This is a genomic window from Pseudomonas sp. PDM14 (assembly GCF_014851905.1).
Lineage (GTDB): Bacteria > Pseudomonadota > Gammaproteobacteria > Pseudomonadales > Pseudomonadaceae > Aquipseudomonas.
Genome location: NZ_JACVAQ010000002.1, coordinates 1,145,143 through 1,169,835, shown reverse-complemented (window position 1 = coordinate 1,169,835; position 24,693 = coordinate 1,145,143). Strand labels below are relative to the sequence as shown.

Annotated in this window: 12 protein-coding genes and 2 riboswitches; of the genes, 3 read left to right on the top strand and 9 right to left on the bottom strand. The window is 63.5% G+C overall.

The genetic code is table 11. The features are described from left to right. Positions 1-215: 215 nt before the first annotated feature. The 7 genes from uca to IB229_RS17945 form a co-directional block, all read right to left on the bottom strand. Positions 216-3,815, bottom strand: a complete 3,600-nt coding sequence (uca, locus tag IB229_RS17975) for an urea carboxylase (protein ID WP_192331273.1) — start codon at positions 3,813-3,815, stop codon at positions 216-218. A gap of 297 nt (positions 3,816-4,112) precedes the next feature. Continuing rightward, a complete protein-coding gene (locus IB229_RS17970; RefSeq protein ID WP_192315737.1) occupies positions 4,113-4,748 on the bottom strand; it encodes an urea amidolyase associated protein UAAP2 in 636 nt (211 codons plus the stop codon). Between the two features lie 10 nt (positions 4,749-4,758). Next, complete coding sequence (locus IB229_RS17965; RefSeq protein ID WP_192331272.1) at positions 4,759-5,487, bottom strand: urea amidolyase associated protein UAAP1; 729 nt, start codon at positions 5,485-5,487, stop codon at positions 4,759-4,761. 9 nt (positions 5,488-5,496) lie between these two features. Beyond that, the gene (locus IB229_RS17960; protein WP_192331271.1) at positions 5,497-6,291 is read right to left on the bottom strand and encodes an ABC transporter ATP-binding protein; all 795 of its coding nucleotides are present in this window, start codon (positions 6,289-6,291) and stop codon (positions 5,497-5,499) included. Then, the gene (locus IB229_RS17955; RefSeq protein WP_192331270.1) at positions 6,288-7,103 is read right to left on the bottom strand and encodes an ABC transporter permease; all 816 of its coding nucleotides are present in this window, start codon (positions 7,101-7,103) and stop codon (positions 6,288-6,290) included. The genes IB229_RS17960 and IB229_RS17955 overlap by 4 nt, the downstream gene beginning before the upstream one ends. Positions 7,104-7,233: 130 nt before the next feature. Next, on the bottom strand, positions 7,234-8,301 hold the full coding sequence (locus IB229_RS17950; protein WP_192331269.1) for a putative urea ABC transporter substrate-binding protein: 1,068 nt from the start codon (positions 8,299-8,301) through the stop codon (positions 7,234-7,236). A gap of 70 nt (positions 8,302-8,371) precedes the next feature. Continuing rightward, positions 8,372-8,487: riboswitch (guanidine-I (ykkC/yxkD leader) on the bottom strand. Between the two features lie 180 nt (positions 8,488-8,667). Further along, positions 8,668-9,738: a putative urea ABC transporter substrate-binding protein gene (locus IB229_RS17945; protein ID WP_192331268.1), complete on the bottom strand. Its 1,071-nt coding sequence runs from the start codon at positions 9,736-9,738 to the stop codon at positions 8,668-8,670. A 52-nt stretch (positions 9,739-9,790) separates the two neighbouring features. Continuing rightward, positions 9,791-9,891, bottom strand: a riboswitch (guanidine-I (ykkC/yxkD leader). A 307-nt stretch (positions 9,892-10,198) separates the two neighbouring features. Here IB229_RS17945 and IB229_RS17940 point away from each other — a divergent pair. The 3 genes from IB229_RS17940 (at position 10,199) to lapD (ending at position 13,405) form a co-directional block, all read left to right on the top strand. Beyond that, positions 10,199-10,672 (top strand): hypothetical protein, encoded by a 474-nt coding sequence (locus IB229_RS17940; protein ID WP_192331267.1) that lies wholly within the window; start codon positions 10,199-10,201, stop codon positions 10,670-10,672. 75 nt (positions 10,673-10,747) lie between these two features. Next, complete coding sequence (gene lapG, locus IB229_RS17935; protein ID WP_192331266.1) at positions 10,748-11,452, top strand: cysteine protease LapG; 705 nt, start codon at positions 10,748-10,750, stop codon at positions 11,450-11,452. Positions 11,453-11,473: 21 nt separating this feature from the next. Beyond that, the gene (gene lapD / locus IB229_RS17930; RefSeq protein ID WP_192331265.1) at positions 11,474-13,405 is read left to right on the top strand and encodes a cyclic di-GMP receptor LapD; all 1,932 of its coding nucleotides are present in this window, start codon (positions 11,474-11,476) and stop codon (positions 13,403-13,405) included. A gap of 382 nt (positions 13,406-13,787) precedes the next feature. Here lapD and IB229_RS17925 read toward each other — a convergent pair whose 3' ends face one another. Both IB229_RS17925 and IB229_RS17920 read right to left on the bottom strand, forming a co-directional pair. After that, positions 13,788-14,126, bottom strand: coding sequence for a tryptophan synthase subunit beta (locus IB229_RS17925; RefSeq protein WP_192331264.1), 339 nt, complete (start codon positions 14,124-14,126; stop codon positions 13,788-13,790). Between the two features lie 69 nt (positions 14,127-14,195). Continuing rightward, positions 14,196-24,575, bottom strand: coding sequence for a retention module-containing protein (locus tag IB229_RS17920; RefSeq protein ID WP_192331263.1), 10,380 nt, complete (start codon positions 24,573-24,575; stop codon positions 14,196-14,198). Positions 24,576-24,693: the final 118 nt, after the last annotated feature.

Sequence of the window (24,693 nt, the reverse complement as noted above, 5' to 3'; positions counted from 1 at the left end):
CCTACGGTTCGTTCCCTCTCCCTTTGGGAGAGGGTTAGGGTGAGGGGCTTTCGTCGGCCACCTTGTCGCAGCGACCGATCTCGCTCCCTCACCCCGGCCCTCTCCCGGAGGGAGAGGGGGTAGTCCGTGTGTGGCTCAAATTCGTAGGGTGGATCGGGGCGCGTAGCTGGCGTTTTCCATCCACCGCGTGGCCCACCCTACGGGTCCGTACTGCTTCAGGCCTCTTCCAGCACCACCACGCGCTGGCCGGCACGCACCGGCGAGCCAGGCTGTACGCGGACTTCGCGCACCACGCCGTCGCGCGGGGCGAGCAGGGGGATTTCCATCTTCATCGACTCGAGGATCACCAGCACATCGCCAGCCTTCACCGTGCTGCCTTCCTCGACCTGCACCTGCCAGAGGTTGCCAGCGATGTGGCTGTCGATGCTGTGCTGGCCGGCCGTGAGCGGGGCGTCGTCACCCAGTTCGGCGACTACTTCCTCGCTCTCGTAATGAGCCTGGCCGGAGGCGATCCAGCGCTGGCGCTCGGCGTCGAAGGCGGCGCGTTGCTGGGTGCGGAAGGCGTCGATGCCCTCGGCTTCCTCGGTGAGGAAGTCCTGGTAGTCGGCCAGGGCCAGTTCGCTGTCTTCGATACGCAGTTCATAGCGGCCGAGCGGGAAGTCGCGGCGGATCTGCAGCAGCTCTTCGGCCGCCACCGGGTAGAAGCGGATCTGGTCGAAGAAGCGCAGCAGCCAGGGCTTGCCATGGAAGGCGGCGACTTCGCGGTAGCGGTTCCACATCTGCAGGGTGCGGCCGACGAACTGGTAACCGCCGGGGCCTTCCATGCCGTACACGCACATGTAGGCGCCGCCGATGCCCACCGAGTTTTCGGCGGTCCAGGTGCGTGCCGGGTTGTACTTGGTGGTCACCAGACGATGGCGCGGGTCCAGCGGCGTGGCCACCGGTGCGCCGAGGTAGACGTCGCCCAAGCCCATCACCAGATAGCTGGCGTCGAACACGGTCTTGTAGACCTCATCCAGGTTGGGCAGGTCGTTGATGCGGCGGATGAACTCCAGATTGCTCGGGCACCAGGGTGCGTCCTTGCGCACCGTGGTCATGTACTTGTCGATGGCCAACTGGCAGGCCGGGTCGTCCCAGGACAGCGGCAGGTGGACGATGCGCGATGGCACCTTGAGGTCCTGGGCGTTGCACACTGCGTCCCACTCGCCGATCACCACCGCCAGCAGGTTGGCCAGTGACAGGGTTTCCGGCTGGTAGTGCACCTGCAGCGAACGGATGCCCGGAGTCAGGTCGATCACGCCGTTGAGGTTCTTCGCCTCCAGCGCCTGCATCAGCGCATGGCCACGGAAACGCAGCACCAGGTCCAGCTCGGCCTGGCCGATTTCCAGCAGCAGGTGGGTGTCGCCGGAGAGGCGGGCGACCAGGCGCTTGTCCTGGCTGCCGATGTCGAGGATCACCGGCGGCTCCAGCGGGATCGGCTTCCAGCTCACCGCGACGGCTTCCAGCCCGGCGACTTCGGCCTTGCGCGCCTTGGCCAGCTGGCGCGCGGTGTCGATGTTGACCGGTACGAAGCGCAGCTTGTCGCCGGCCTTGAGCTGGCCGAGCTGCCACAGGTCGGCCTCGATGATGGTCACCGGGCAGACGAAACCGCCCAGGCTCGGGCCATCAGGCCCCAGGATGACCGGCATATCGCCGGTGAAATCCACCGCGCCGATGGCATAGGGGTTGTCGTGGATGTTCGACGGGTGCAGGCCGGCTTCGCCGCCGCTGTCGCGCACCCACTCCGGTTTGGGGCCGATCAGGCGCACGCCGGTGCGGCTGGAGTTGAAGTGCACTTCCCAGTCGGTGGCGAGGAAGGTGTCGATATAGGCCGGGGTGAAGTACTCCGGCGCGCCGTGCGGGCCGTAGATCACGCGGATTTCCCGGACGGCGGGCAGGGCGGTGCACAGCGCGTCAGGCAGTTGCGCACCGTTGTTCGCATCGCTCAGAGCGGGGATATGCAGCACGTCGCCGGCACGCAGGGCGCGGCCGCCGTGGCCGCCGAACTGGCCGAGAGTGAAGGTGCTTTTCGAGCCCAGGTATTCCGGCACTTGCAGGCCGCCGCGCAGGCACAGGTACGAGCGCGCGCCGCTACCGGCGATGGTGCCGAGGCTCAGGGTGCTGCCGGCCTTGATCAGCAGTGCGGTGTTAAGCGGTTGTGCCACACCGTCCACGCTTAGCGGGATTTCTGCGCCAGTGATCGCTACCACCGCATCGGTGTTGAAGCGCAGCAGCGGGCCGCTCATGGTGATTTCCAGGCCGGCGGCGCCTTCGTCATTGCCCAGCAGGCGGTTGCCCAGGCGCAGCGCGCGGTCGTCCATCGGCCCGGACGGCGGCACGCCAACTGCCCAGTAACCGAGGCGGCCGGGGAAGTCCTGCACGGTGGTCTGGGTGCCGGCGGAGAGCACCTCGAAGGTGTGCGCCTGGTAGGTCAGGCCTTCCAGGCAGCGGGTCCATGGCGAGCCGCTGGCGAACGGGGCGTCGACCAGGATCTGCCGCAGGTACTGGCTGTTGGTTTCCACGCCGTACAGCAGGGTATCGGACAGGGCCTGGCTGAGCGCGGCGCTGGCTTCTTCGCGAGTTGGCTTCCAGGTGATGACCTTGGCGATCATCGGGTCGAAGTAGGGCGGAATCTCGCAGCCGGCTTCGACCCAGGTGTCGATGCGCAGGGCCTTGCCGTCGGCCTTCGGGAATTGCACGGCGGTGAGCAGGCCGGGGCTCGGCTGGAAGTCGCGGCCCGGGTCTTCGGCATACAGACGCGCCTGGATGGCATGGCCGCTGGGTTTCAGATCTTTCGCCAGTTCGCTGAGCGGGGCCAGGTCGCCGGCCGCCAGTTCGATCATCCAGCGCACCAGATCGACGCCCCACACCTGTTCGGTGACGCCGTGTTCGACCTGCAGGCGGGTGTTCACTTCGAGGAAGTAGAAGCGCTCGGCCTCGCTGTCGTAGACGAATTCCACGGTGCCGGCGCTGCGGTAGCTGACCGCCTTGGCCAGCTTGATTGCCGCCGCGCACAGCTCGTCGGCCATGCCGGCCGGCAGGTTGGGTGCCGGGGTTTCTTCCAGCACTTTCTGGTTGCGTCGCTGTACCGAGCAGTCGCGCACGCCCAGGGCGAGGACTTCACCTTTACCGTCGCCGAACACCTGCACTTCCAGGTGGCGGGCGCGCTGGATGTACTTCTCGATAAACACGCCGCTGTCGCTGAAGTTGTTCTGCCCCAGGCGCTTGACGGCCTCGAAGGCGTCGCTCAGCTCGGCGGCGCTGTTGCACACGCGCATGCCGATGCCGCCACCGCCGGCGGTGCTTTTCAGCATCACCGGGTAGCCGACTTCTTCACCAGCCTTGAGCGCGGCGTCGAGGTTTTCCAGCAGCTCGGTGCCTTCCAGCATTGGTACGCCGTGCTGTTTCGCCAGCGCCCTGGCGGTGTGCTTCAGGCCGAATACGCGCAGCTGCTCCGGCGTCGGGCCGACGAAGGCGATGCCGGCGGCTTCGCAGGCTTCGGCGAAGGCAGCGTTCTCGGAAAGGAAGCCGTAGCCGGGGTGGATAGCTTTCGCGCCGGTCTGCTTGGCCACGGCGAGGATCTTGTCCACCACCAGGTAGGTGCCGGCGGCCGGACCCTCGCCGAGGCTGAAGGCTTCATCGGCCTGCTGGATGTGCAGGCTGGCGGCGTCGGCCTCGGAGTACACGGCCACGCCCTGCACATCGAGCTGGCGCAGGGTGCGCAGGATGCGGCAGGCGATGGCGCCGCGGTTGGCGATCAGGAGTTTGTCGAACATCTGCTTGCCCTCGAAAGGGTTGGCGGGCCGTCCCGCCGCTATTCGGTCTGCACCACGGTCGTCCGGGGTGGGAAATGCTTTGCTCCCTCTCCCTTTGGAGCGGGGCGCGTAGCCAGGGTTAGGGTGAGGGGCTTTCAGTGTTGGATCGCGCATCCCTCACCCCCGGCCCCTCTCCCGGAGGGAGAGGGGAGGAGGCGTCCAGGCACTGGCCCGAGCGGCTCTGGCTCAGCTGGTACAGCCACAGGCGCAGGTTGGCAGGGCCCCCGGCGCTCCGGACGAAGTCCGGAATAAACCGGTTCAGTCCCATACCAGCACCTCGGCCGGGGTTGGGTTCCAGCCGTTGCACGGGTTGTTCAGTTGCGGGCAGTTGGAGATCAGCACGATGACGTCCATGTGCGCGACCAACTCGACGTACTTGCCCGGTGCGGAGATGCCGTCCTCGAAGGTCAGGCCGCCCTCGGGCGTCACCGGCACGTTCATGAAGAAATTGATGTTGGCGCCGATGTCGCGCTTCTCCAGGCGACCGTCGTGCAGGCTGGCGCGCAGGAAGTTGTCGCGGCAGCTGTGCATGTAGCGTTTGTCGAGGGCGTATCTGACCGTATTGCTCTCCTGGGCGCAGGCGCCGCCGAGGGTATCGTGGCGGCCGCAGGTGTCGGCGCTGATGGTCAGCAGCGGGTTGCCCAGGTTGGAGTAGAGGACGGTGCCGGTGGTGAGGTACACGCTGTTCTGCTTGCGCAGGGTGCGTTGCGGGTCGTAACGCTCGCGCGGGTTTTTCGCGCTGAAGAACAGCGTGTCGACCGCCTGGTTGCCTTCGAGGTCGAGCAGGCGCACGGTCTGCCCGGCTTTGACTTCGCAGAGGAACGGCTCGCCGGCCGGGATCTCGTGGCGGTAGACGGCGGTGGCGGCGTGTTTGTCGCTGGCGGTAAGGCTCATGTCGGCGTCCTCAGATGTACAGGCGTTCGGTGTTGTGGAAGCCGCGGCCGTTTTCCGGGCGCGAGGTGCGGCAGAGCACGCTGATGCCGTCGCTCTCGACCTTGCTCCAGCTCAGTTGCACCGGCTTGGGTGCGTACTGCGGGTTGGGGTCCAGCGGGTGCTGCAGGGCGGTGAGCACCACCAGGGTGTCCATCGGCGCGTACAGCTCGATGTAGTCGCCGGCCTTGGAGTTGCCGGGCTCGAAGTGGAAGCGGCCGTCGCCGTCGACGCTGACCTTGCTGAACAGATTGAGCGCCATCAGCAGATCCTGGATGTTCAGGTTCCACTTGCCCATTTCCACCAGCAGGTTGTCCACGCCATTGCGGAAGTAGCCGTTACGCAGTTCCTGGTAGCGGCCGGCGCCGTACTTCTCGCTGACTTCCTCGGCGTTGAGCACGCCACCAAAGCTGTCATGCCAGCCGCAGGTGTCGGCGGTGATGGCGGCGAGCACGCGACCCATGTCCGAGTACAGGCAGTGGCCGGCGGTGAGTTTGGCGGTGTGCTGGCACTTGAGGGTGTCGGGCAGGTTCAGGCGCTCGCTTTTCTCGGCGGCGGAAAGCAGCAGCAGGCTGACGTTGGCGCCGCCTTCGAGGTCGGTGATGCGCAGCAGCTGGCCGCGCTTGAGGACGAAGGAGGTGTGGCCACCGCCGGGGACGAGTTCTTCGTACAGGCTGGGGCGCAGGGTCAGGGATGCGGTCATGGTTGCTCCTTACAGGGCCGGTTGCACGGTGCCGGTGACATGCGCCGGCAGCGCTTCGACGGCGGCGCGGGTGGCGCGGCGGTCGCTATTCAGGGGGATGTCGTAGGTGATGCGCGCGCCGAAGGCGTTCGGCGCGTGGGGGTCGATGCGGGTCTTGTCGAACACCAGCAGGCGGGTGCCAAGGCTGAAGCCCTCGCTCAGGTCATGGGTGACCATGAACACGGTCAGCTTGGTCTCGTGCCACAGCTCCAGCAGCAGGGCGTGCATGTCCTTGCGGATGCCCGGATCGAGGGCGCCGAAGGGTTCGTCGAGCAACAGCACGCGCGGCTTCATGATCAGCGCCTGGGCGATGGCCAGGCGCTGCTGCATGCCGCCGGAGAGCTGGCTGGGGTATTTGTCGAGGGCGTGGCCGAGGCCGACCTTCTTGAGGATCACCTCGGCCTGGGCGCGGGCGTCGCGCTTGGCGGCGCCGAACAGGCGGCCGAGCAGCGCTGAGCGCGGCAGCTCAAGGCCGATGGCGACGTTGTCCAGCACGCTCAGGTGCGGGAACACCGAGTAGCGCTGGAACACTACGCCACGGCTGCTATCCGGCTCGCCGGCCAGCGGCTGGCCACCGAGCAGGATCTCGCCACGGCTGGCGCGCTCCTGGCCCAGCAGCAGGCGCAGGAAGGTCGACTTGCCGCAGCCGGAGGCGCCAACCAGGGTGCAGAACTCGCCCTCGTTGATGCTCAGGTTGAGCCTTTCCAATACGACCTGATCGCCGTATTCCTGCCACACATTCTTCACTTCTATAAAGGCGCTCATGCTTTCGCTCCCTCATACCAGGGGAAGCACAGGCGGGTGAGCTGGCGCAGACCCAGGTCCATCAGCCAGGCGAGCAGGGTGATCCACACCACGTACGGCAGGATCACGTCCATCGCCATGTAGCGACGCACGAGGAAGATGCGGTAGCCGAGGCCATCGGTGGAGGCAATGGCTTCGGCGGCGATAAGGAACAGCCAGGCCGAGCCGAGCACCAGGCGCAGGGCGATCAGCAGGCGCGGCAGCAGTTGCGGCAGCACCACACGGAGGATCAGGGTCCAGGTGCTGGCGCCAAGGGTCTGTGCCTTGATCAGAATTTCCGTGGGAATCTCGCGGGCGCGCTGCTCCAGATCACGGGCCAGCACCGGGGTGATGCCGATCACGATCAGCATCACCTTGGACAATTCGCCGAGGCCGAAGACGATGAACAGGATCGGCAGGATCGCCAGTGGCGGCACCATCGACAGCACGGTCAGCAGCGGCGACAGCGGTGCACGGAACAGCGGCAGGATACCCGCCGCGATGCCCAGGCACAGGCCGGCCAGGGCGGCGATGCCGATGCCCATGGCGAGACGCTTGAGGCTGGCCGCGCTGTCTTCCCAGAACAGGTAGTTGCCGCTGCGCTTGTCTTCGGTGAAGGCCAGGCGGTCGATTGCGCTGACCATCTGACTGGCGCTGGGCAACAGCTTGTCGTTGGGGTTCTCCGTCAGCCGCGCCGCCGAGCCCACGAAGTAGGCGAACAGCAGCAGGGCGAACGGCAGCAGGATCAGCAGCAGACGGCCGCCGCGGTCCGGATGTCGGTTGATCAGGCGCATGGTGTTCCTCGGACGTTCACGTTCCCCTCTCCCTCTGGGAGAGGGGCTAGGGGTGAGGGCTTTTGAACTGCACGGTTTCTCCCTCACCCCAGCCCTCTCCCGGAGGGAGAGGGGGCTAAAGGCAGCTGCCTTACAGCTTGCCGTCGGCCGCCATCTGCATGAACGACGGGTCGAAGCGCAGCTTGACGTTGCTCTTGTCACCGGTAACCACGCCGCGGGCGAAGCTCATGCCGATCGCGTCGGCACTCTGCGCGCCCTCACCGAGCAGGCCGTGGTCGAAGGAGAAGCTGGCCACCTTGCTCATGGTCGCCGGCAGTTTCGGGCTGTTGGCAAAGGCCACGGCATCCTTGGCGCTGTAGAACATCTTGGTCGCGGCGAGCTGGGCTTCGTAGCCAGCCAGGTCGGTGCCGGAGGCCTTGGCCATGTGCTCGCGGGCAGCCTTGCCGGCGGCCGAATCGGCGCTCATGGTCGCCATGATTTCGTACCAGGCGCCGGTCAGGGCTTTGCCCAGGGCCGGGTTGTCCTTCAGGGTTTCGCTGTTGACCACCATCAGGTCGATGATCTCGCCGGGAATCTGGCTGGAGTCGAACACCTTGGTCACCGCCGGGGTGGCTTCGATTTCGGCCAGCAGCGGGTTCCAGGTGGCCACCGCCTTGACGTCGTCGGTGGCGAAGGCGGCGACCATGTCGGCGTCGGAGGTGTTCACCACTTTCAGGTCCTTCTCGCTCAGGTCAGCCTTTTCCAGGCCGCGGGCGAGCAGGTAGTGGGAGACGGAGAGTTCGACCAGGTTGACGTCCATGCCCTTGAGGTCGCCCAGGGTCTTCTTCTCGCCCTTGATGACGATGCCGTCGTTGCCGTTGGAGAAGTCGCCGATGACCAGCGCGGTACTGTCCACGCCGCCAGCAGCGGGGATGGTCAGGGCGTCCATGTTGGTCATGGTGCAGCCATCGAACTGGCCGGCGGTGTACTGGTTGATCGACTCGACGTAGTCGTTGAGCTGGGTCACTTCGATGGCGATGTCGTACTTCTTCGCCCACTTGGCGACGATGCCTTCGGCCTGGCCGTATTCCCACGGCATCCAGCCGGCGTAGATGGTCCAGCAGACGTTGAAGTGATCTTTCTTTTCGGCGTGAGCAGGGATGCTCAGGGCGGCAGCGAGGCCGGCGGCGATCAGCGAGGACAGCAGGGACTTGCGCATGGATGAACCTCCAGTTCTGGGAATACGGGCAGGAGCGGCGCGACACTTTCCTGCATCAACAGGTGGCGCGTTCTCCCGGGCTTTTGTCCCGCCGTGTAACCCCGAACGAGGTCGCCAACTCTCGGACCAGTCACTCGTCTGTCTCCTACCTGGAGCAGTCGAGCCGGAACCCTAGTCAGCCATTGCAAATTGTCGTGCCGCACCCCTTGCGGGGTTTCTGCATGAATCGGTTAAAGCGAACATCGTGCCAGCTCGCCTTGGGCCCATTCGACGCGGCTTCGCGCGGGTCGAATGGGGGGCGTTAGGTGAGCGTTGCGCCGTTGTGGTGCGCGCATAGCTCGAGCGGACCGTTATGGTGCCGCTGTGTTACAGGTTCTTGTTGGCGGCCATTTCCATGTACGCCGGGTCGAAGCGCAGCTTCACCTGTGCCGGATTGCCCAGTACGCGCGCGCCGCTGAAGCTGATGCCCAGGTGCTCCAGGCCCTTGCCATCGGCGCCGAGCAGCTTGTGCGCGTCGGCGAAGTTGGCCACGCGCTGCATCAGTGCCGGCATCTTCTCGCTGCTGGCGAAGGCATAGGCCGAACGCGGTGCGTAGAAGGAGCGGATGGTTTTCAGCTGATTCTCGAAGTCGGCCAGGTCGGTGCCGGCGGCGACCGCCATTTGCGTGCGCGCGGCGCGGCCTTCGTCGGTCGGCATGCCCATCAGGCGCATGCCCTCGAACCAGGCGCCGGTCAGCGCCTTGCCCAGCTCGGGGTTGGCGGCCAGGGTGGCGCTGTTGATCACCAGCAGGTCGAGAATCTCGCCGGGAATATGGTGCGAGCTGAACACCAGGGTGGTGTCGCCGTCCTGGCGCAGGTCGGAGAGGATCGGGTTCCAGGTCACCACCGCGTCACCCTTGCCACTGCGCCAGACGGCGGCCAGATCCTTGTCGGAAACGTTCTCCACCTTGACGTCGCTTTCGCTCAGGTGCGCCCATTCCAGCGCACGGCTGAGCAGGTAGTGGGACACCGAGTTTTCCACCAGCAGGATGGTCTTGCCGCGCAGGTCCTTGATGTCGCGGTTGCCGCCGCGTACCAGGATGCCGTCGGCGCCGGCGGAGAAGTCGCCGACGATCAGTGCGGTGGAGTCCACGCCGGCAGCGGCGGGGATGGTCAGGGCGTCCATGTTGGTCATCGAGCAGGCGGCGTAGTCACCGGCGGTGTATTGCTCGATCGAGGCCACGTAGTCGGGCACCTGCTCGACCTGGATCTGAATGCCGTACTTCTTCGCCCACTTGTCGATGATGCCCTGTTCGGCCATCTGCCCCCAGAGCATCCAGCCGGCATAGATCGACCAGCAGACCTTGAAGGACTTCTGTGGTGCGGCATGGGCGGGCTGCAGCAGCGCCAGGGCGAGGATGGAACAGGAGGTGAAGCGGATCAGTGAGCGAAGGGACATTGCAACCTCGGGCCAGGAAAAAAGAACAGGATGGCGGCAGCCGCGCTGCGCGTTCTCCCGGGCTTTTATCCCTCCGTGTGACCCCTCGCGAGGTTGCCCACTCTCGGACCAGACACCTGCCTGCGGCAGATCGGAACCCTAGTCGACCATTGCTGATTGTCTGACGGCTGGCCCTCGATGGGCTGCATCCTGCAACGGCTGCCAAGCGAACGGCGTGCCAATCGCCGGATCGACCGTGATTGTGTGCTCCGCTTGGCACACGCGAGCGCTCTGCATCGGCACGTTGCACCAACAAGGCGCCATGCGGGCGCCGTGCTGGTGCGCAGGAGTAACGCGCGGATACAACTTATGCGCGCGGCACTCGCCGCACTTCAGCTGTTGGCGAGCAGTCAAAGCCAGTGGGAGCGATCCCGGGTGCCGGCACTGGTCGGCGCTGTCCCAGCGGTCGAAGGAGGCCGCCATGTCCAGCAAATTGATTCTTGGTGCAGTACTGGGTCTGAGCCTCAGCGGGTGCGTCGCCTACGGTGGCGATGATCGCAACTACTACCGGCAGTACGACGGCTATTACGGTGGCCACGTGCAGCGCTACGAGTCACGGCCGATCTACCGTGGCTATTACGATGACAATCGCCGTGCCTGGCACCGCGACCGTTACCAGGACCGCCGCCACTCCCACTATGCCCCAGGCTATGACGGGCGTTACGGTTGGCAGGACGGTCGCCCGCGCAATCAGGAGCTACGTGGCGCGCCCCGTGCCTACCACGAGCACACCTGGCAGCAACGCCGCGAACATGACCGCGACCGCCGCCAGTCCTGGCAACCCCGCCACGACCGCTGGCAGCAAGGCTACCGCCAGGACCCTCGCCAGCAGCGCCACGACTTTCGCCCACCGCAGCAGCGCCCGGAGGGCAGAGAGCGGCGTAACCTGAGGTAAGTAGCGGCCCTTGATCGGCGGGCGGAGGATTGTGTTTTCAGCCTGCGCCGCTCACCATGACTGCCGTTAATCGGTATGGGTGTGCCGGCTTTGCCGCTCCGTCGCCTGGTGTCCTTTCAGCAGCATCTCGGTAGGCCCGCAAAAGCGCTCATTTTGCTGGTCTGCCTGGTTGTTGCTGGCGTTCTGCAGGCCGACTGGGACTTCACCCTGATCAACACGCGTGCCGAGCAGCTCTACGGCCCGTTGGGCGAAGGGCGCGGGCGCATCAGCGACTGGCAGCGCCTGCTCGAGCAGCAGCAGGGCAAGCCCGAGCAGCAGCAGCTCAAGGCCGTCAATCAGTTCTTCAACCTGCGCCTGCGCTTTCGCGACGACATCGTGCTCTGGCGGGTCAAGGATTACTGGGCCACGCCGGTCGAGGCACTGTTTCGCGGTGCCGGCGACTGCGAGGACTTCGCCATCGCCAAGTATTTCAGCCTGCGCCAGCTAGGTGTACCCAGCGAAAAACTGCGCATCACCTACGTCAAGGCACTGCGCCAGAACCAGGCGCACATGGTGCTGACCTACTACCCGCAGCCATCGGCGATACCGCTGGTGCTGGATAACCTGATCGATGCCATCGAACCGGCCAACCGCCGGACCGATCTGGTGCCGGTCTATGCCTTCAATGCCGAAGGCCTGTGGCTGCCCGGTGCGGGCGGCGGCAAGCAGGTCGGCGATGCCAAGCGTCTGTCGCGCTGGCAGGATCTTTTGAGAAAAATGCGTGCCGAGGGCTTTCCCTGAGTTCGGCCGAGGGGGTCATTCATGTCACTGTTCAAACAGCTGTTCATCGCCATCTGCGTGCTGATGCTGGTGAATTTCACCGGTAGCTTTCTGGTCAGCGTCGAGAGCTCGCGCGAGCAGCAGGTCAACCAGCTGCGTGCCCATGCCCAGGACGCTGCCACGGCGCTGGGCCTGTCGCTCAGCCCGCATGCCGAGGATGTGCCGATGATGGAGCTGATGGTCAGCTCGATCTTCGACAGTGGCTATTTCCAGAGCATCCGCGTGCTGGATGGCGAGAGTGGCGAGGTGCTGGTCGAGCGCAGCGGTGTGCCGGTGGTCGCGACTGCGCCGGAGTGGTTCGCCCGGCTGGTCGACCTCGCGCCGGCCAGCGGCGATGCCATCGTCAGCGATGGCTGGCGCCAGGCCGCACGGGTGGAAGTGATCAGCCACCCGCTGTTCGCCGTCGGCAAGCTCTGGCAGAGCGCGCTGGGGATACTGACCTGGCTGGCCATGAGCAGCGTGCTGTGCATCTGCCTGGGCGTGCTGTTCCTCAAACGCCAGTTGCGCCCGCTGGAGTACCTGGTGGAGCAGTCCAATGCCATCGCCCGGCGCGAGTTCCTTAGCCTGCCGGCGCTGCCGAAGACCCCGGAGTTCCGCCGCGTGGTCAGCGCCATGAACCAGATGGTGGAGAAGCTCAAGGCGCTGTTTGCCGAAGAGGCTTCGCGCAGTGAGAAGCTGCGGGCCGATGCCTACGAGGACAGCCTCACCGGGCTGGCCAACCGCCGTTATTTCGACCTGCAGCTGCACAACCGCCTGAGTGGCGAGAAGGCCAGCAGCGGCTTCCTGCTGCTGTTGCGCATCAATGACCTGGCCGGGCTCAACCAGCGTATCGGCGGCCAGCGTACCGACCAGTTGCTCAAGGCGGTCGGCGAGCAGCTGCAACTGCTCAGCCGTGGCCGCTATGTGCTGGCGCGCAACCGCGGCGGCGAGTTCGCCCTGCTTGCTGTCGGCCTGCAGCGCGACGAGGCCGAGCAGCTGGCCGAAACCCTCGACCAGGCCCTGAGCACGCTGCAGCAGACCGGCGTGACCGACAGCCTGCCGGTGGCGCATATCGGCATGACCGCCTTTGCACCGACCGACGAGCCTGCCGGCATCTACCAGGCTGCCGATGAAGCCCTGGCCCAGGCGGCCAGCCAGACTGAACGGAACTGGGCCTGCCACGACCACGAGGTGCCGCAGCAGGCGGCGGATGAGCGCCAGGTCTGGCATCGCCTGCTGGATGCTGCCCTCAACCAGGGCCGCGTGCAGCTGTACACGCAGCCGGTGGTCGACGCCAACCAACCTGAGCGGGTGCTGCACCACAAGGTGCTGGCACGTTTGCTCGACGACCAGGGCAACCTGTTGCCGGCCGGGCGCTTTCTGCCTTGGCTGGAGCGCTTCGGCTGGGCCGCGCGCCTGGACCTGAGCATGCTCGATCAGGTGCTGGCGCATCTGCTCAAGAGCAGCGACAGCGTCGCATTGAGCCTGTCCGGCAGCACCCTGCGTGATCCGCAGGCACTGGCCAGCCTCTACGACAAGCTGCGCCAGCACGGGCAACTCGCTGGGCGCCTGGTCATTGAGCTGGACGAAGACCAGCTACCCGAGCAGGACGAACTGCAATCGCTGGCCCAGCGCCTGCGCGCGCTTGGCTTCGGCCTGGCGCTGCAACACTTCGGCGGGCGCTTCAGCATGATCGGCAACCTGGCCAAACTCGGTTTGAGCCACATCAAGGTGGATGGCAGCCACATTCGCGCCATCGATCAGGAAGACGACAAACGCCTGTTCATCGAAGCCATGCAGCGTGCGGCCAACAGCATCGACCTGCCGCTGATTGCCGAGCGTGTGGAAACCGAAGGCGAGTGGCAGGTGCTGCGCTCGATGGGCATTCTCGGCGTGCAGGGCCGTCTGTTCGGCGAGCCGCAACCCTGGGAGTAATCAACCAATCTCGCGGCGTGCTGTTAGGAGCGCACAAGGTGCGCGCCGTGCGCACCATTAACGGCACGGGTCGCTTCTGATAGACGCGGTCGGCAGTATACGTAGGGCGTGGGCGCCGGACCTATTTGCACAGGTGCGCTGGTAACTTGTCTTCGGCTTTGGCGGTGCGCACGGCGCACTCTACGCACACAGGATCGGGGTGTTTCTCAGCCCGGTTCGCTCTGTGAGGGGATGCATGGCAGGAGGCTCTGCGCCCGTGTGATCCGGCCATTTCTGCCCAAGAGCACCACGTGGGGCGAGCAAATACGGGAAGCGATCAAGAACGCAGCCGGAGCTGATCTCGACGAGTCTTGCAGCGGCTCAAGCGAGCAGTGGTAAACGCCTAGATCAGCCCGGTTTCTTCATCATTGATCAGGCTATGCGCCCCACCCAGGGCATCACGCGCCTTGCTGCGACCGACCAGCTTGGCCTGGGCGGCTTCCGGCAGATCGGTAATGCGCACCACGCCCTTGTGCATCAGCGCGGTGATCAGGTCCTCCAGCACGCGGATCATATCCAGGTCACTCTGCTTGAGCTGCAGCAGGCTGTTTTCCACGGTCTGGTTGGCGAACCAGGCCTGAGCCTCCTGGCTGTCGGCCACCAGCTCGCCATCCATCCCATCGAATGGCGCCGGCTCCACCCGCTCCAGGTTGCCCCAGGCGTCGCGTTTCACATACAGCATGATCTTGTCCTCGGCCGTTGACGTCGCCCAAGCGTACCCGCTGCCTGGCGGCAGCGGGAGCCTTTGTCATCAGTGGTCGACTTTGACGATGGCGTTGTCGCCACCTGCGATCAGCGAGTTGATGATCTGCGACGAAGTGGAACCATAGCTGGACAGATCCACCGGTGCACCGCCGTTTTCCAGGGTGATGGTGACATCTGCTACGGCACCATGGGCGAACTCGCCATGGGTACTGATTTCCAGCTTGGTTTCGGTTCCGGTAGTCACCACGCGCAGGAAGTCGCCGATGTTGCCGTCATTCTCGCCCTGCAGCAGGTCGCGCAGGTCGATGGTGTCGCGCTCGGTACCGCTGATGGTGAAGTCCTTGATGACGTCCTTGCCGAGATGACCAGCGTTCCAGACGAAGGTGTCGCTGCCCGCGCCGCCGTAGAGGATGTCATCACCTTCGCCGCCGATAAGGATGTCCTTGCCAGCGTTGCCGTACAGGGTGTCGTTGCCGCCTTTGCCTTCAAGGTGGTCGTTGCCAGCGTTACCCGTCAGAGTGTCGGTATTGGCGCTTCCCAGGATCACATCGTCGCCACTAGTACCGTTCAACGTGCCGCTGCCGGTAATCGGCGTAGGCTCGGTGTAGGGGGTACTGCCAATGTTGATGACCAGGTTGGCGGTGTCGTGATCGCCATCCGCCTGGCTCAGGGTGTAGGTAAAGGTCTCGCTTTTGCCGACGTTGCTGATATTGGCGATCGGTGTGTAGGTGTAGTCACCGTTCGCTTTGACCGACAGCACGCCGTATTGGCCGTTGATGGTAGTAAGGCCGCTGCTCGTCACGTTTTGGCCGTTGACCGCGCTGATGAAGGTGGCTTCCTGGCCGAGGCTGTCTACCGAGCCCCAGTTGTTAGTGCTGCCGACATGGTTGTTGGTGTCGGTGAGCACATTGCCGCTCGCAGCTGCCGCTTCGATCATTGGCGTAAGCAGTGTGGTGACCAATGCAATGTTGGTCAGCGTTGCAGTGGCATTGCCGCTACCTGAGGACCGATCCAGCACCTGCAGGCGAAGTCGATAGGTGCCAGCGGCCAGATTGCTGACGGTATTGCTGCTGGCTAGGTCCGTATAGTTTCCAGTAGTCCACGTGTTGCCGTTCAGCTTTTCCAGCGCAAACCGGTAGTAGTCATTGTTGCTACCGCTCAATGTGGCATTGAAGGTGATGATGCCAGTACCGCCGGAAACTGTCATAGATCCGCTGGTGACTACAGAAGACCCTTCGTTGGGATCATTATCGCCCCCGAAACTGCGAGTATCAGTCACCGAAAATCCTGTGACATCTGTTCTGTCGATGAGTCTCTGAGTCACTACCGCCTGGGCAAAGTTGTCATTCGCCACCGGCGTGGAGTCTTTATCTGCCTGCAGATTGATGGTCAGCGTGCTGCTGAAGGCATCACCGTCCTTGTCGCGAACGGTGTAGCTGAACGTCGGAGCAGGTACTGCAGTGCCCTTCTGGATCAAGGCATAACCGGCCTCGTTAAGGACGAAGCGGTAGCCGCCGTCGGCTGTGGTGGTCAGGGTGCCGTAGTCATTGGCCAGGTTGCCCCAGGTCACACTACCGAAGCCATCCGCGCCTGCGGTACCGGCAACGCTACCGGAGACACTCGGCATAGCCAGGGTGGTATTGAGGCTGCCGTAAACCTCGAAAGTGCTGGTTGCATTTTCGTTGGTGTAGATCGTGTTTACGATACTGCCGGTGCTGTCTTTGAAGCCTTCGAGGCTGAACGAGTAAGTCTGGCCGTTTAGCACCACCGTCACGTCCTGGCTCGGCAGAGTGATGATGTCGCGCGCGGCAAGTGAGTTGGAGTTGTTGCCGTTCGGTGTTTCCGTGTGATCGAGCAGTACGGTGAACGGTACTTTGACCGTAGTGCCGTTGATGACCACATCCATGCTCATGGTCATGTTGACCTTGTCCAGCGATGCAATATCGCTGTCTACCGGCTGGTTGACGTGCGAGAAGTCCGCCAGCTTGAAGAGTGATCCTGCAGTGACCGTTTGCCCAGTGGAGTTGGTCAGCGCAGTGTTGTCCACCAGCTCGTAGCCTGAGCGACCATCGGAGTTGCCCCAGTAGATGGCGTCGGTGAGGCTGTCTGTATCTCGGTTGGCTGTGGTGGAAGACTGCGTGCCTGAGTCGAACGTCTGGCCAGTCCAGCCACCTTGCAGGTTCTTGATGACGATAGTGTCGACCGGAACCTCCAAGGTGCGCACGATGGCGCCGCTCGCCATGTCGTCTTCGATACCCACGGTGAGGGTGCTATTAGCAGACAGCGCACCATCGCTGACAGTTACCCCGATGCCGAGCTGGAGTACGTCTTCAACATTGGCGCCACTGTGGTCCAGCGGCTTCGACAGGGTGACGTTGTAGTTGCCGCTATTGTCGATGCTGACGCGGATGGCTTCGTTGGCCGGGGCAGCACTGCCTACATAGCCAATCAGCAGGCCTGTGCCGACACCGGCCCAGATAACGGTCTGACCACCGGAGGTGACCGTCGCGGTCGGGGCATTGAGGGTGACGCTCAGGCTGCTGCTATCAACATCCTGGATACTCATCTTGCCTGAGACTGTAGTGGCGTTGGTGGTGTCGGAAACCCCGGCGGTGTCAGTGCGACCGCCAGGTAGGCCTTCCTCGGACACACGTGCGCTGCTGGCGGAAATCGTCGGCGCATCATTGACTGGCGTGACGCCGATGTTGACGGTCACGATGTTGCCGTTGGCAGCGCCGTCATTCGCCCGGTAGGTAAAGCTGTCGCTGGTGGTCTCGCTGCCGTTGTGCACGTAGCTGAAGGTGCCATTGGCATTCAGCGTCAGGGTGCCGTTGGCTGGGCCGGTGACCAGCACTGCATTCAGCGGGCTGTTTTCGATATCGCTGTCATTGGTCAGAACGCTGGTGGCCCCACCTACGAGTGTGGTCGCGGTACCGCCTTCGGCGACGGTGATGCTGTCGGCGCGGGTTACAGGCGCATCGTTGACCGGGGTGATATCCATCGTGGCGCTGCCGGTAACCGAGGCGCTGCCATCGGTGACGGTGTAGCTGAATGTCACGTTGCTGTCGTCGTTGGCTGCTGGGGTGTATGACCAGGTGCCATTGCCGTTGTTGACCAGCGTGCCGTTGCCGGAGCTGATGCTCAGGTTGGTAGCGGTAAGGCTCGGGCCGTCGACGTCGCTGGCGTTGGCCAGCAACTGAGCCTGAGTGATGATCCGAGCACCGCTGTCTTCAGCGATGGCGGCCAGGGTCACCGGTGTGGTGGTTGGTGCATCGTTGACCGGGGTGATATCCAGCGTGGCGCTGCCGGCAACCGAGGCGCTCCCATCGGTGACGGTGTAGCTGAACGTCACGTTGCTGTCGTCGTTGGCTGCTGGGGTGTATGACCAGGTGCCATTGCCGTTGTTGACCAGCGTGCCGTTGCCAGAGCTGATGCTCAGGTTGGTAGCGGTAAGGCTCGGGCCGTCGACGTCGCTGGCGTTGGCCAGTAACTGAGCCTGGGTGATGATCCGAGCACCGCTGTCTTCAGCGATGGCGGTCAGGGTCACCGGTGTGGTGGTTGGTGCATCGTTGACCGGCGTGACGCCGATGTTGACGGTCACGATGTTGCCGTTGGCTGTGCCGTCGTTTGCCCGGTAGGTAAAGCTGTCGCTAGTGGTCTCGCTGCCGTTGTGCACATAGCTGAAGGTGCCATTGGCATTCAAGGTCAGCATGCCGTTGACTGGCCCGGAAACCAATACTGCGCTCAGGGTGTTGTTCTCGGCATCGGTGTCGTTGGCCAGGACGCTGGTGGCCCCACCCACGAGTACGGTCGCAGTGCCGCCTTCGGCGACGGTAATGCTGTCGGCGCGGGTTACAGGCGCATCGTTGACTGGGTTGACGGTGATGCTGCCGGTAACAGCCGGGCTGGCAAGGCCGTTGTTGTCGGTGGCGGTGAACTGGAAGCTGGTGTTGCCGTTCCAGTCCTGGTTGGGCTTGAAGTAAATAGTGGCTGCGTTGCTGGTAGCGTTGATCACGCTGTTCAGGGTCAGCGCTGTCGTGGCGCTGGAATCGCTGTAGAAGGTGCCGTTGGCGGCCATGCTGGCCAGCTTGAAGCTGGCGACGGTGCCGTCCACGTCAGTGCCGCGCAGAGTCACGGCGATAACGCTGTCTTCGTTGCCCGATGCTGGGGTGGCGACAGCCACCGGTACATCGTTCACGGAGATCACGTTGATGTTGCCGGTTGTGGCGGTACTGACGGCCCCGTTGTTGTCGGTGGCGGTGAACTGGAAGCTGGTGTTGCCGTTCCAGTCCTGGTTGGGCTTGAAGTAGATAGTGGCTGCGTTGCTGGTAGCGTTGATCACGCTGTTCAGGGTCAGCGCAGTGGTGGCGGATGCGTTGCTGTAGAAAGTGCCGTTGGCAGCCATGCTGGCCAGCTTGAAGCTGGCGACGGTGCCGTCCACATCGGTACCGCTCAGGGTTACGGCGATAACGCTGTCTTCGTTTCCGGATGCAGGCGCTGCGACTGCAACGGGCGCGTCGTTCACCGAGGTTACGTTGACGGTGACCGTGGCGGTGCTGGTGCCGCCATGGCCGTCGGAGATCACGTAGGTGAATGTGGCTGGGCCGTAGTAGTTGCTGGCTGGTGTGAACGTGATGCTGCCATTCGTGTTGAGCACGACGGTGCCATGAGTTGGGTTGCCAACGCTGACAATGCTCAGGCTGTCGCCGTCAGCATCGGTGTCGTTGCCCAGCAGGGTGGCCGCCGAAATATTCAGGCTGGTGTCTTCCGCGGTTACCAGTGCCGAGTTGGCCTGGTGCGGCGAGAACTTGTCCAGCGTCTGGAAGGCCCCACCATTGAAGCTCAGTGTCGGTTGCAGCACGGCCTGGCCGCCCTGATCCCAGTAGATGATCTCGATGGTATGGGAGCCCGAGTCGTTGATGGTGAATGCACCACTGTTGGAGCTCGGCGACTGGTTGCCGTCGAACTGAGCGACGACGATCCCATCGATCAGGATGCTGTAGCCGTCGTCGGCACGGACCTGGAACTGGTAGCTACCAGCCTGCAGCTGCACGGTGCCACTCAGGCGAATGATGGCATCGCTGCTGTTCTCGGGGTCGACACCATTCAGCGAAGCCGCATCGGAGCCCAGGAAGGACTGCAGGTTATTGTTGCCGCCTAGGTCACCACCGCTCAGCGTGTAGTTGATGTTGTTGGCAACGAACGAAGCATCTGCCGCGTTGGCGCCGATGAAGGTGCGTACCTGGGCCAGGGAGCTCAGGTTTCCGCCGTCCGGGCCTTCGTGGTAGGCGTAGTACTGGCCGGTCAGGCCGCCCAGTGTGCCTGGGTCGTTTACCGCAACCGGGTCCTGGTTGGCGGTGATTGTCACTTTCTGTGTGTCGCTGGCGCCGACGTTGCCGGCGGTGTCCACGACGCGTACCTGATAGGTGTGGTCACCCAGCGCCAGGGTACGGCCGTCGACATAGTTCCAGTTGCCATTGCTGACGGTCAGGTCGGTCCAGTTAGCACCACCATCGATGCTGATCTGTGCTTTCTCGCCACTACCCAGGGTGCCAACGGTACCGCTGACGGTCAGCGTACTGTCGCGGGTAATGAAATCGCCCGGAGTGCCGGTGTCGTCGGAGATGCTGACGATGTCGATGGCTGCTGTCGGCGCTGCAGTATCGACGGCCACCGAATCGCTACCGCCGGTGCCGGCGTTGCCAGCAGCATCGGTATAGGTGCCATTAGCGACGCTAACGGTCACGGTGCCGGTGAAGTTGGCGTTCGGCGTGAAGGTTGCGGTCCAGACAGCCGGATTGGTCGGGTTCTGCACCAGGTTATTGACGTTGCCGTTCGGCGAGCTGATATCGCCCACGGCGAAGCCGACCGGGGGTTCGGAGAAGGTAAAGGTGACGGTCGAGGTGCCACCCATGGCCAGGCTGGTTGCCGCAATGTCGACGCTCAGGGTCGGGGCTTTGGTGTCGACGGTGTAGTTGTCGCTGGTAGCGGCGCTACCGGCGTTGCCCACGGTATCGGTGTAACCGGTGCCGATGGTGACGACGTTGGTGGTGTCTTCGATGTTGGCTGTCGGGGTGAAGGTCCCGGTCCAGGTCACGCCACCGTCGGTGCTGGTGAGGGTGCCGAGGGTACCGTTCTGCACGGTGACATCGTTGTTATCGAAGTCTTTGACGGCTTCGGTAAAGGTGATGGTGACGCTGGTGGTCTCACCGATGCTCAGGGCCGGGTCGGCGATGACGATGCTGGCCACGGTCGGCAGTACGTCGACAGTGAAGGCGTCGCTGTCATCGGCCTCGTTGCCCTGTGCATCGCTGCCTTTGATGGTGGCGGTGTAGTCACCGTCTGCCAGCGCAGCGTTGGTTGGCAGGGTGAAGGACCAGGTGCCATCGGCGTTCGGGGTAACGGTGTAGTCGGAACCGTTGACGGTCAGGGTCAGGTTGCCCGAAGTATTGGACGAAGTGCCGCTGAAGGTCGGGGTGTTGTCGGCGGTGGTGGTGATGTCGGCGATGGTCACGGTCGGCAGTACGTCGACGACGGTGATATTTACCGTCGCCGAAGACGTGCTGTTCCCGTCACTGATCGTGTAAGTGAAGCTGTCCGAGCCCACGAAGCCTGCGTTGGGGGTGTAGATCGGATTGCCCGTTACGGCGTCGATCACTACAGAGCCGTTAGCGCCCTGGGTGACTCCGGTGACGGTCAGTGAATTGCCTTCCGCGTCGGTATCGTTGGAGCGAACGGCGATAGTGACGGAGGCATTTTCGTTGGTTGTCGCGGTGTCATTGTTAGCAACAGGCGCGTCGTTGACCGGTGTGACGCCGATGTTGACGGTGACGATGTTGCCGTCGACGGTGCCGTCGTTGACCTTGTAGGTGAAGCTGTCAGTGGTGGTTTCACTGCCATTGTGGGTGTAGCTGAACGTGCCGTTGGCGTTCAGTGTCAGCGTGCCATTAATGGGGCCGGTGACCAGAATGGCGGTCAGAGAATCACCATCGGCATCAGTGTCGTTTGTCAGCACGCTGGTCGCACCGCCGATCAGGAAGGTGGCGGTACCGCCTTCGGCGACGGTAATGCTGTCGGCGACGGCGACGGGTGCATCGTTCACCGGGTTAACGGTGATGTATGCCGTAGCCGAGGAGCTGCCCCCCTTTCCGTCACTTACGCTATACGTAAAACTTGCTGTGCCGCTAAAGCCCGCAGTAGGCGTGAAGACCAGGTTGCCACCCACTACAGAGAGGGTGCCGTTTACAATGTTGGATGCCGAGGCAACATGCAGGGTATCGCCATCAGCATCTGTGTCGTTGACTGTCAGCGTGCTGAACGGAATAACCAGAGGCTGGCCTTCGTTGGTGGTATAGAAATCATCGTTAGCAACCGGTGCATCGTTGACCGGTGTGACGCCGATATTGACGGTCACGATATTGCCGTTGGCGGTACCGTCGTTGGCGCGATAGGTAAAGCTGTCGGTGGTGGTTTCGCTGCCGTTGTGGGTATAGCTGAACGTGCCGTTGGCATTAAGGGTCAGCGTGCCGTTGGTGGGGCCGGACACCAGTATGGCGGTCAAGGCGTCACCATCGACATCGGTGTCATTGGCCAGCAGGCTGGTGGCGCCCCCCACCAACAGGGTTGCGGTGCCGCCTTCGGCAACGACGATGCTGTCGGCAACGGTGACAGGTGCGTCGTTAACTGCATTGACGGTGATGTCGACGGTGTCGGTATCGGTCAGGCTACCGTCGGTGGTGGTGACGGTCAGTTTGTCGGCGCCGTTGTAGTTGGCGCTTGGGACATAGCGCAGGCCATTGAGTGCCAGGTTGATCAGCACCTGATTGCCGGACAACGTGAGGCTGCTGGTCCCGCTGCCGCTGATGGTGACGCCCGGGAACCCGCTGAGATTCAGCACGCCGTGCTCGACGCTGAGCGTGGTGCTCAGGTTGGCATTGTCCACGTCGCCGACACTGATGCGGTTGCCGCCGTTCAGACGCAGCGAGCCATCTTCATTGACACTCTGGGCGCCCGGTACGTTGTTGACCGGTGCATCGTTCACGGCAGCGACGCTGAGGTTCAGCGTGGCCGTGTCGGTGAGTGAGCCATCGCTGAGGGTATAGGTGAACTGCGGCACCGGGCCGTTGTAGTTAGGAGCCGGTGTGAAGGTGAAGGTACCGTCGCTGGCGACCGTCAGTTGACCGACTAAGGGGATGGTTGCAGTGCTGCCGGCGGCAAACGTGAAGATGGGCAGCGCAGTGATGCTGAACTGGGTAACGCTGAGTGAATCTCCCTCGATGTCGGAATCGTTGGTCAGCAGGTTACCAGTGAAAGGCGTGTCTTCGGTGACGACGAAGCTGTCATTGACGGCGGTCGGTGCATCATTGACCGGGGTGATGTCCAGGCTGGCACTGCCAGGCACCGATGCGACGCCGTCGCTGACCGTATAGGTGAAGCTGACTTGCGTGTCATCGTTGGCGGCAGGGGTGTAGGTCCACGTGCCGTCGCCATTGTCGACCAGGGTGCCATTACCGGTGCTGATGCTCAGGTTGCTGGCGGTCAGTGTTGGGCTGTCGATGTCGCTGGCGTTACCCAGCAGCTCGGCCTGGGTGATCACGCGAGGGCCACTGTCTTCCGCGATGGCGGTGAGGGTCACTGGCGAGTTGGTGGGGGCATCGTTCACCGGGTTGACGGTGATGGCGACGGTGTCTACATCGCTCAGGCTGCCATCGGTAGTGGTGATGGTCAGCTGGTCGGCACCGTTGTAATTGGCGTCGGGGATGTAGCGCAGGCCGTTGAGGGCGAGATTGATCAGCAGCTGATTGCCCGACAGGGTGATGGTGTCGGTGCCGCTACCGGTGATGGTGATGCCGGGGATATTGGCCAGCGTCAGGATACCGTGCTCGACGCTCAGCGTGGTGCTCAGATTGAGGTTGTCCACATCGCCGACACTGATGCGGTTGCCGCCGTTCAGGCGCAACGTGGCGTCTTCGTTGACGCTCACTGCCCCCGGAGCATTGTTGACTGGCGCATCGTTCACCGCAGTGATGCTGATGTTCAGGGTGGCCGTATCCGTCAGCGAGCCGTCGCTGAGGGTATAGGTGAACTGCGGCACCGGACCCGCGTAGTTCGCGCTTGGCGTGAAGGTGAAGGTACCGTCGCTGGCGACAGTCAGGCGGCCAACGAACGGAATGGTCGCGGTGCTGCCAGCAGCAAAAGTGAAGGCGGGCAGGGCAGTAAGGCTGAACTGGGTAACGCTGAGCGAGTCGCCATCGACGTCGGTGTCATTGGTCAGCAGGTTGCCGGTGAACGGGGTGTCTTCGGTGACAACGATGCTGTCGTTGACGGCTACCGGTGCGTCGTTCACAGCTGCAACGGTGATGGTGGCAGTAGCGGTATTGGATACCAGGCTGCCGTCGGTGACGGTGTAGGTGAAGTCCGCCGTGCCATTGAAGTTGGTGTTCGGGGTAAAGGTCACCGTGCCATCCGCGTTGAGCACAGCGGTACCGCCATTGCCGCTGGTAACGCTGGCAATGGTCAGGGTGTCGCCATCGATGTCGCTGTCATTGCTGAGCAGATCAGCCGCGGAGAAGGTGACGGGGGTATCTTCGGTGGCGGTGAGGCTGTCGTTGACGGCTACCGGTGCATCATTGACCGGCGTGACCGTGCCGCTGACTGTGCCGGTTGCGCTGAGTGCGCCATCGGTCACGGTGTAGGTGAAGCTGGCCGGGCCGTTGTAATTGGCGTTCGGGGTGAAGACCAGCTGGCCGTTGGTCAGTGTGACCGAGCCATTGCTGACGTTGACCGTGCCGCCTTCGGCGATGGCCTGGCCGTCGACCTGGGAAATACTCAGGGTGTCGCCGTCGGCGTCGCTGTCGTTGCCGAGCACGTCGATGGTGATGGTGCCGTCTTCATTGACGGTGAATGTGTCGGCCTGAGCCGTCGGCGCGCGGTTAGGTTGCACGGCACGCGCAGTATTCGTGTCAGCGAAACCGTTCAGCTCATCCTGTGCCACACCGTCGAAGCCAAGTCCCTCGGTCTGGAAGCCGATGGTCGGATCCAACTGCTGGCCGGTCGCATCCAGCACCACGAAGCTGTGGCCGCCACCTGCTGCACCGCCCGCACCGCCGGCTGCTGCGCCCGCGGCGGTTTCATCCAGTTGCGTGGTAGGGTCGAAGCCGGCTGCCAGTGCCTGCTCCAGATCGCCGCTCGGTTGGTCGTCTGCGGCCGTTGCCGTATCGGAATTGCCGGCCTGCCAGGTGGCGTTGGCACCGAGCTGAATGACGTCGCCATTCACCAGTTGCAGTGTGGCGCTGCCGCCAGCGGCAGTGAGGAGCTGTTCACCTGCGAGCAGTTGGTCGCCTTCGAAGACCTGGCGTTTGAATCCGTCCACAGAGACGGCGAAAACCTGGCCAACGATGCTCTTGATGATGGCGACAACACTCATGGGTTTGCTCCTTAAGGCTGCGCACTTAGTCCGTTGCGCACGCAGATAGTGTAGGGGTAGGCGTCAAAAATCGATTAATCAGGTGACAAAAAACACTCGCCAGAAAAATGGCTTATTT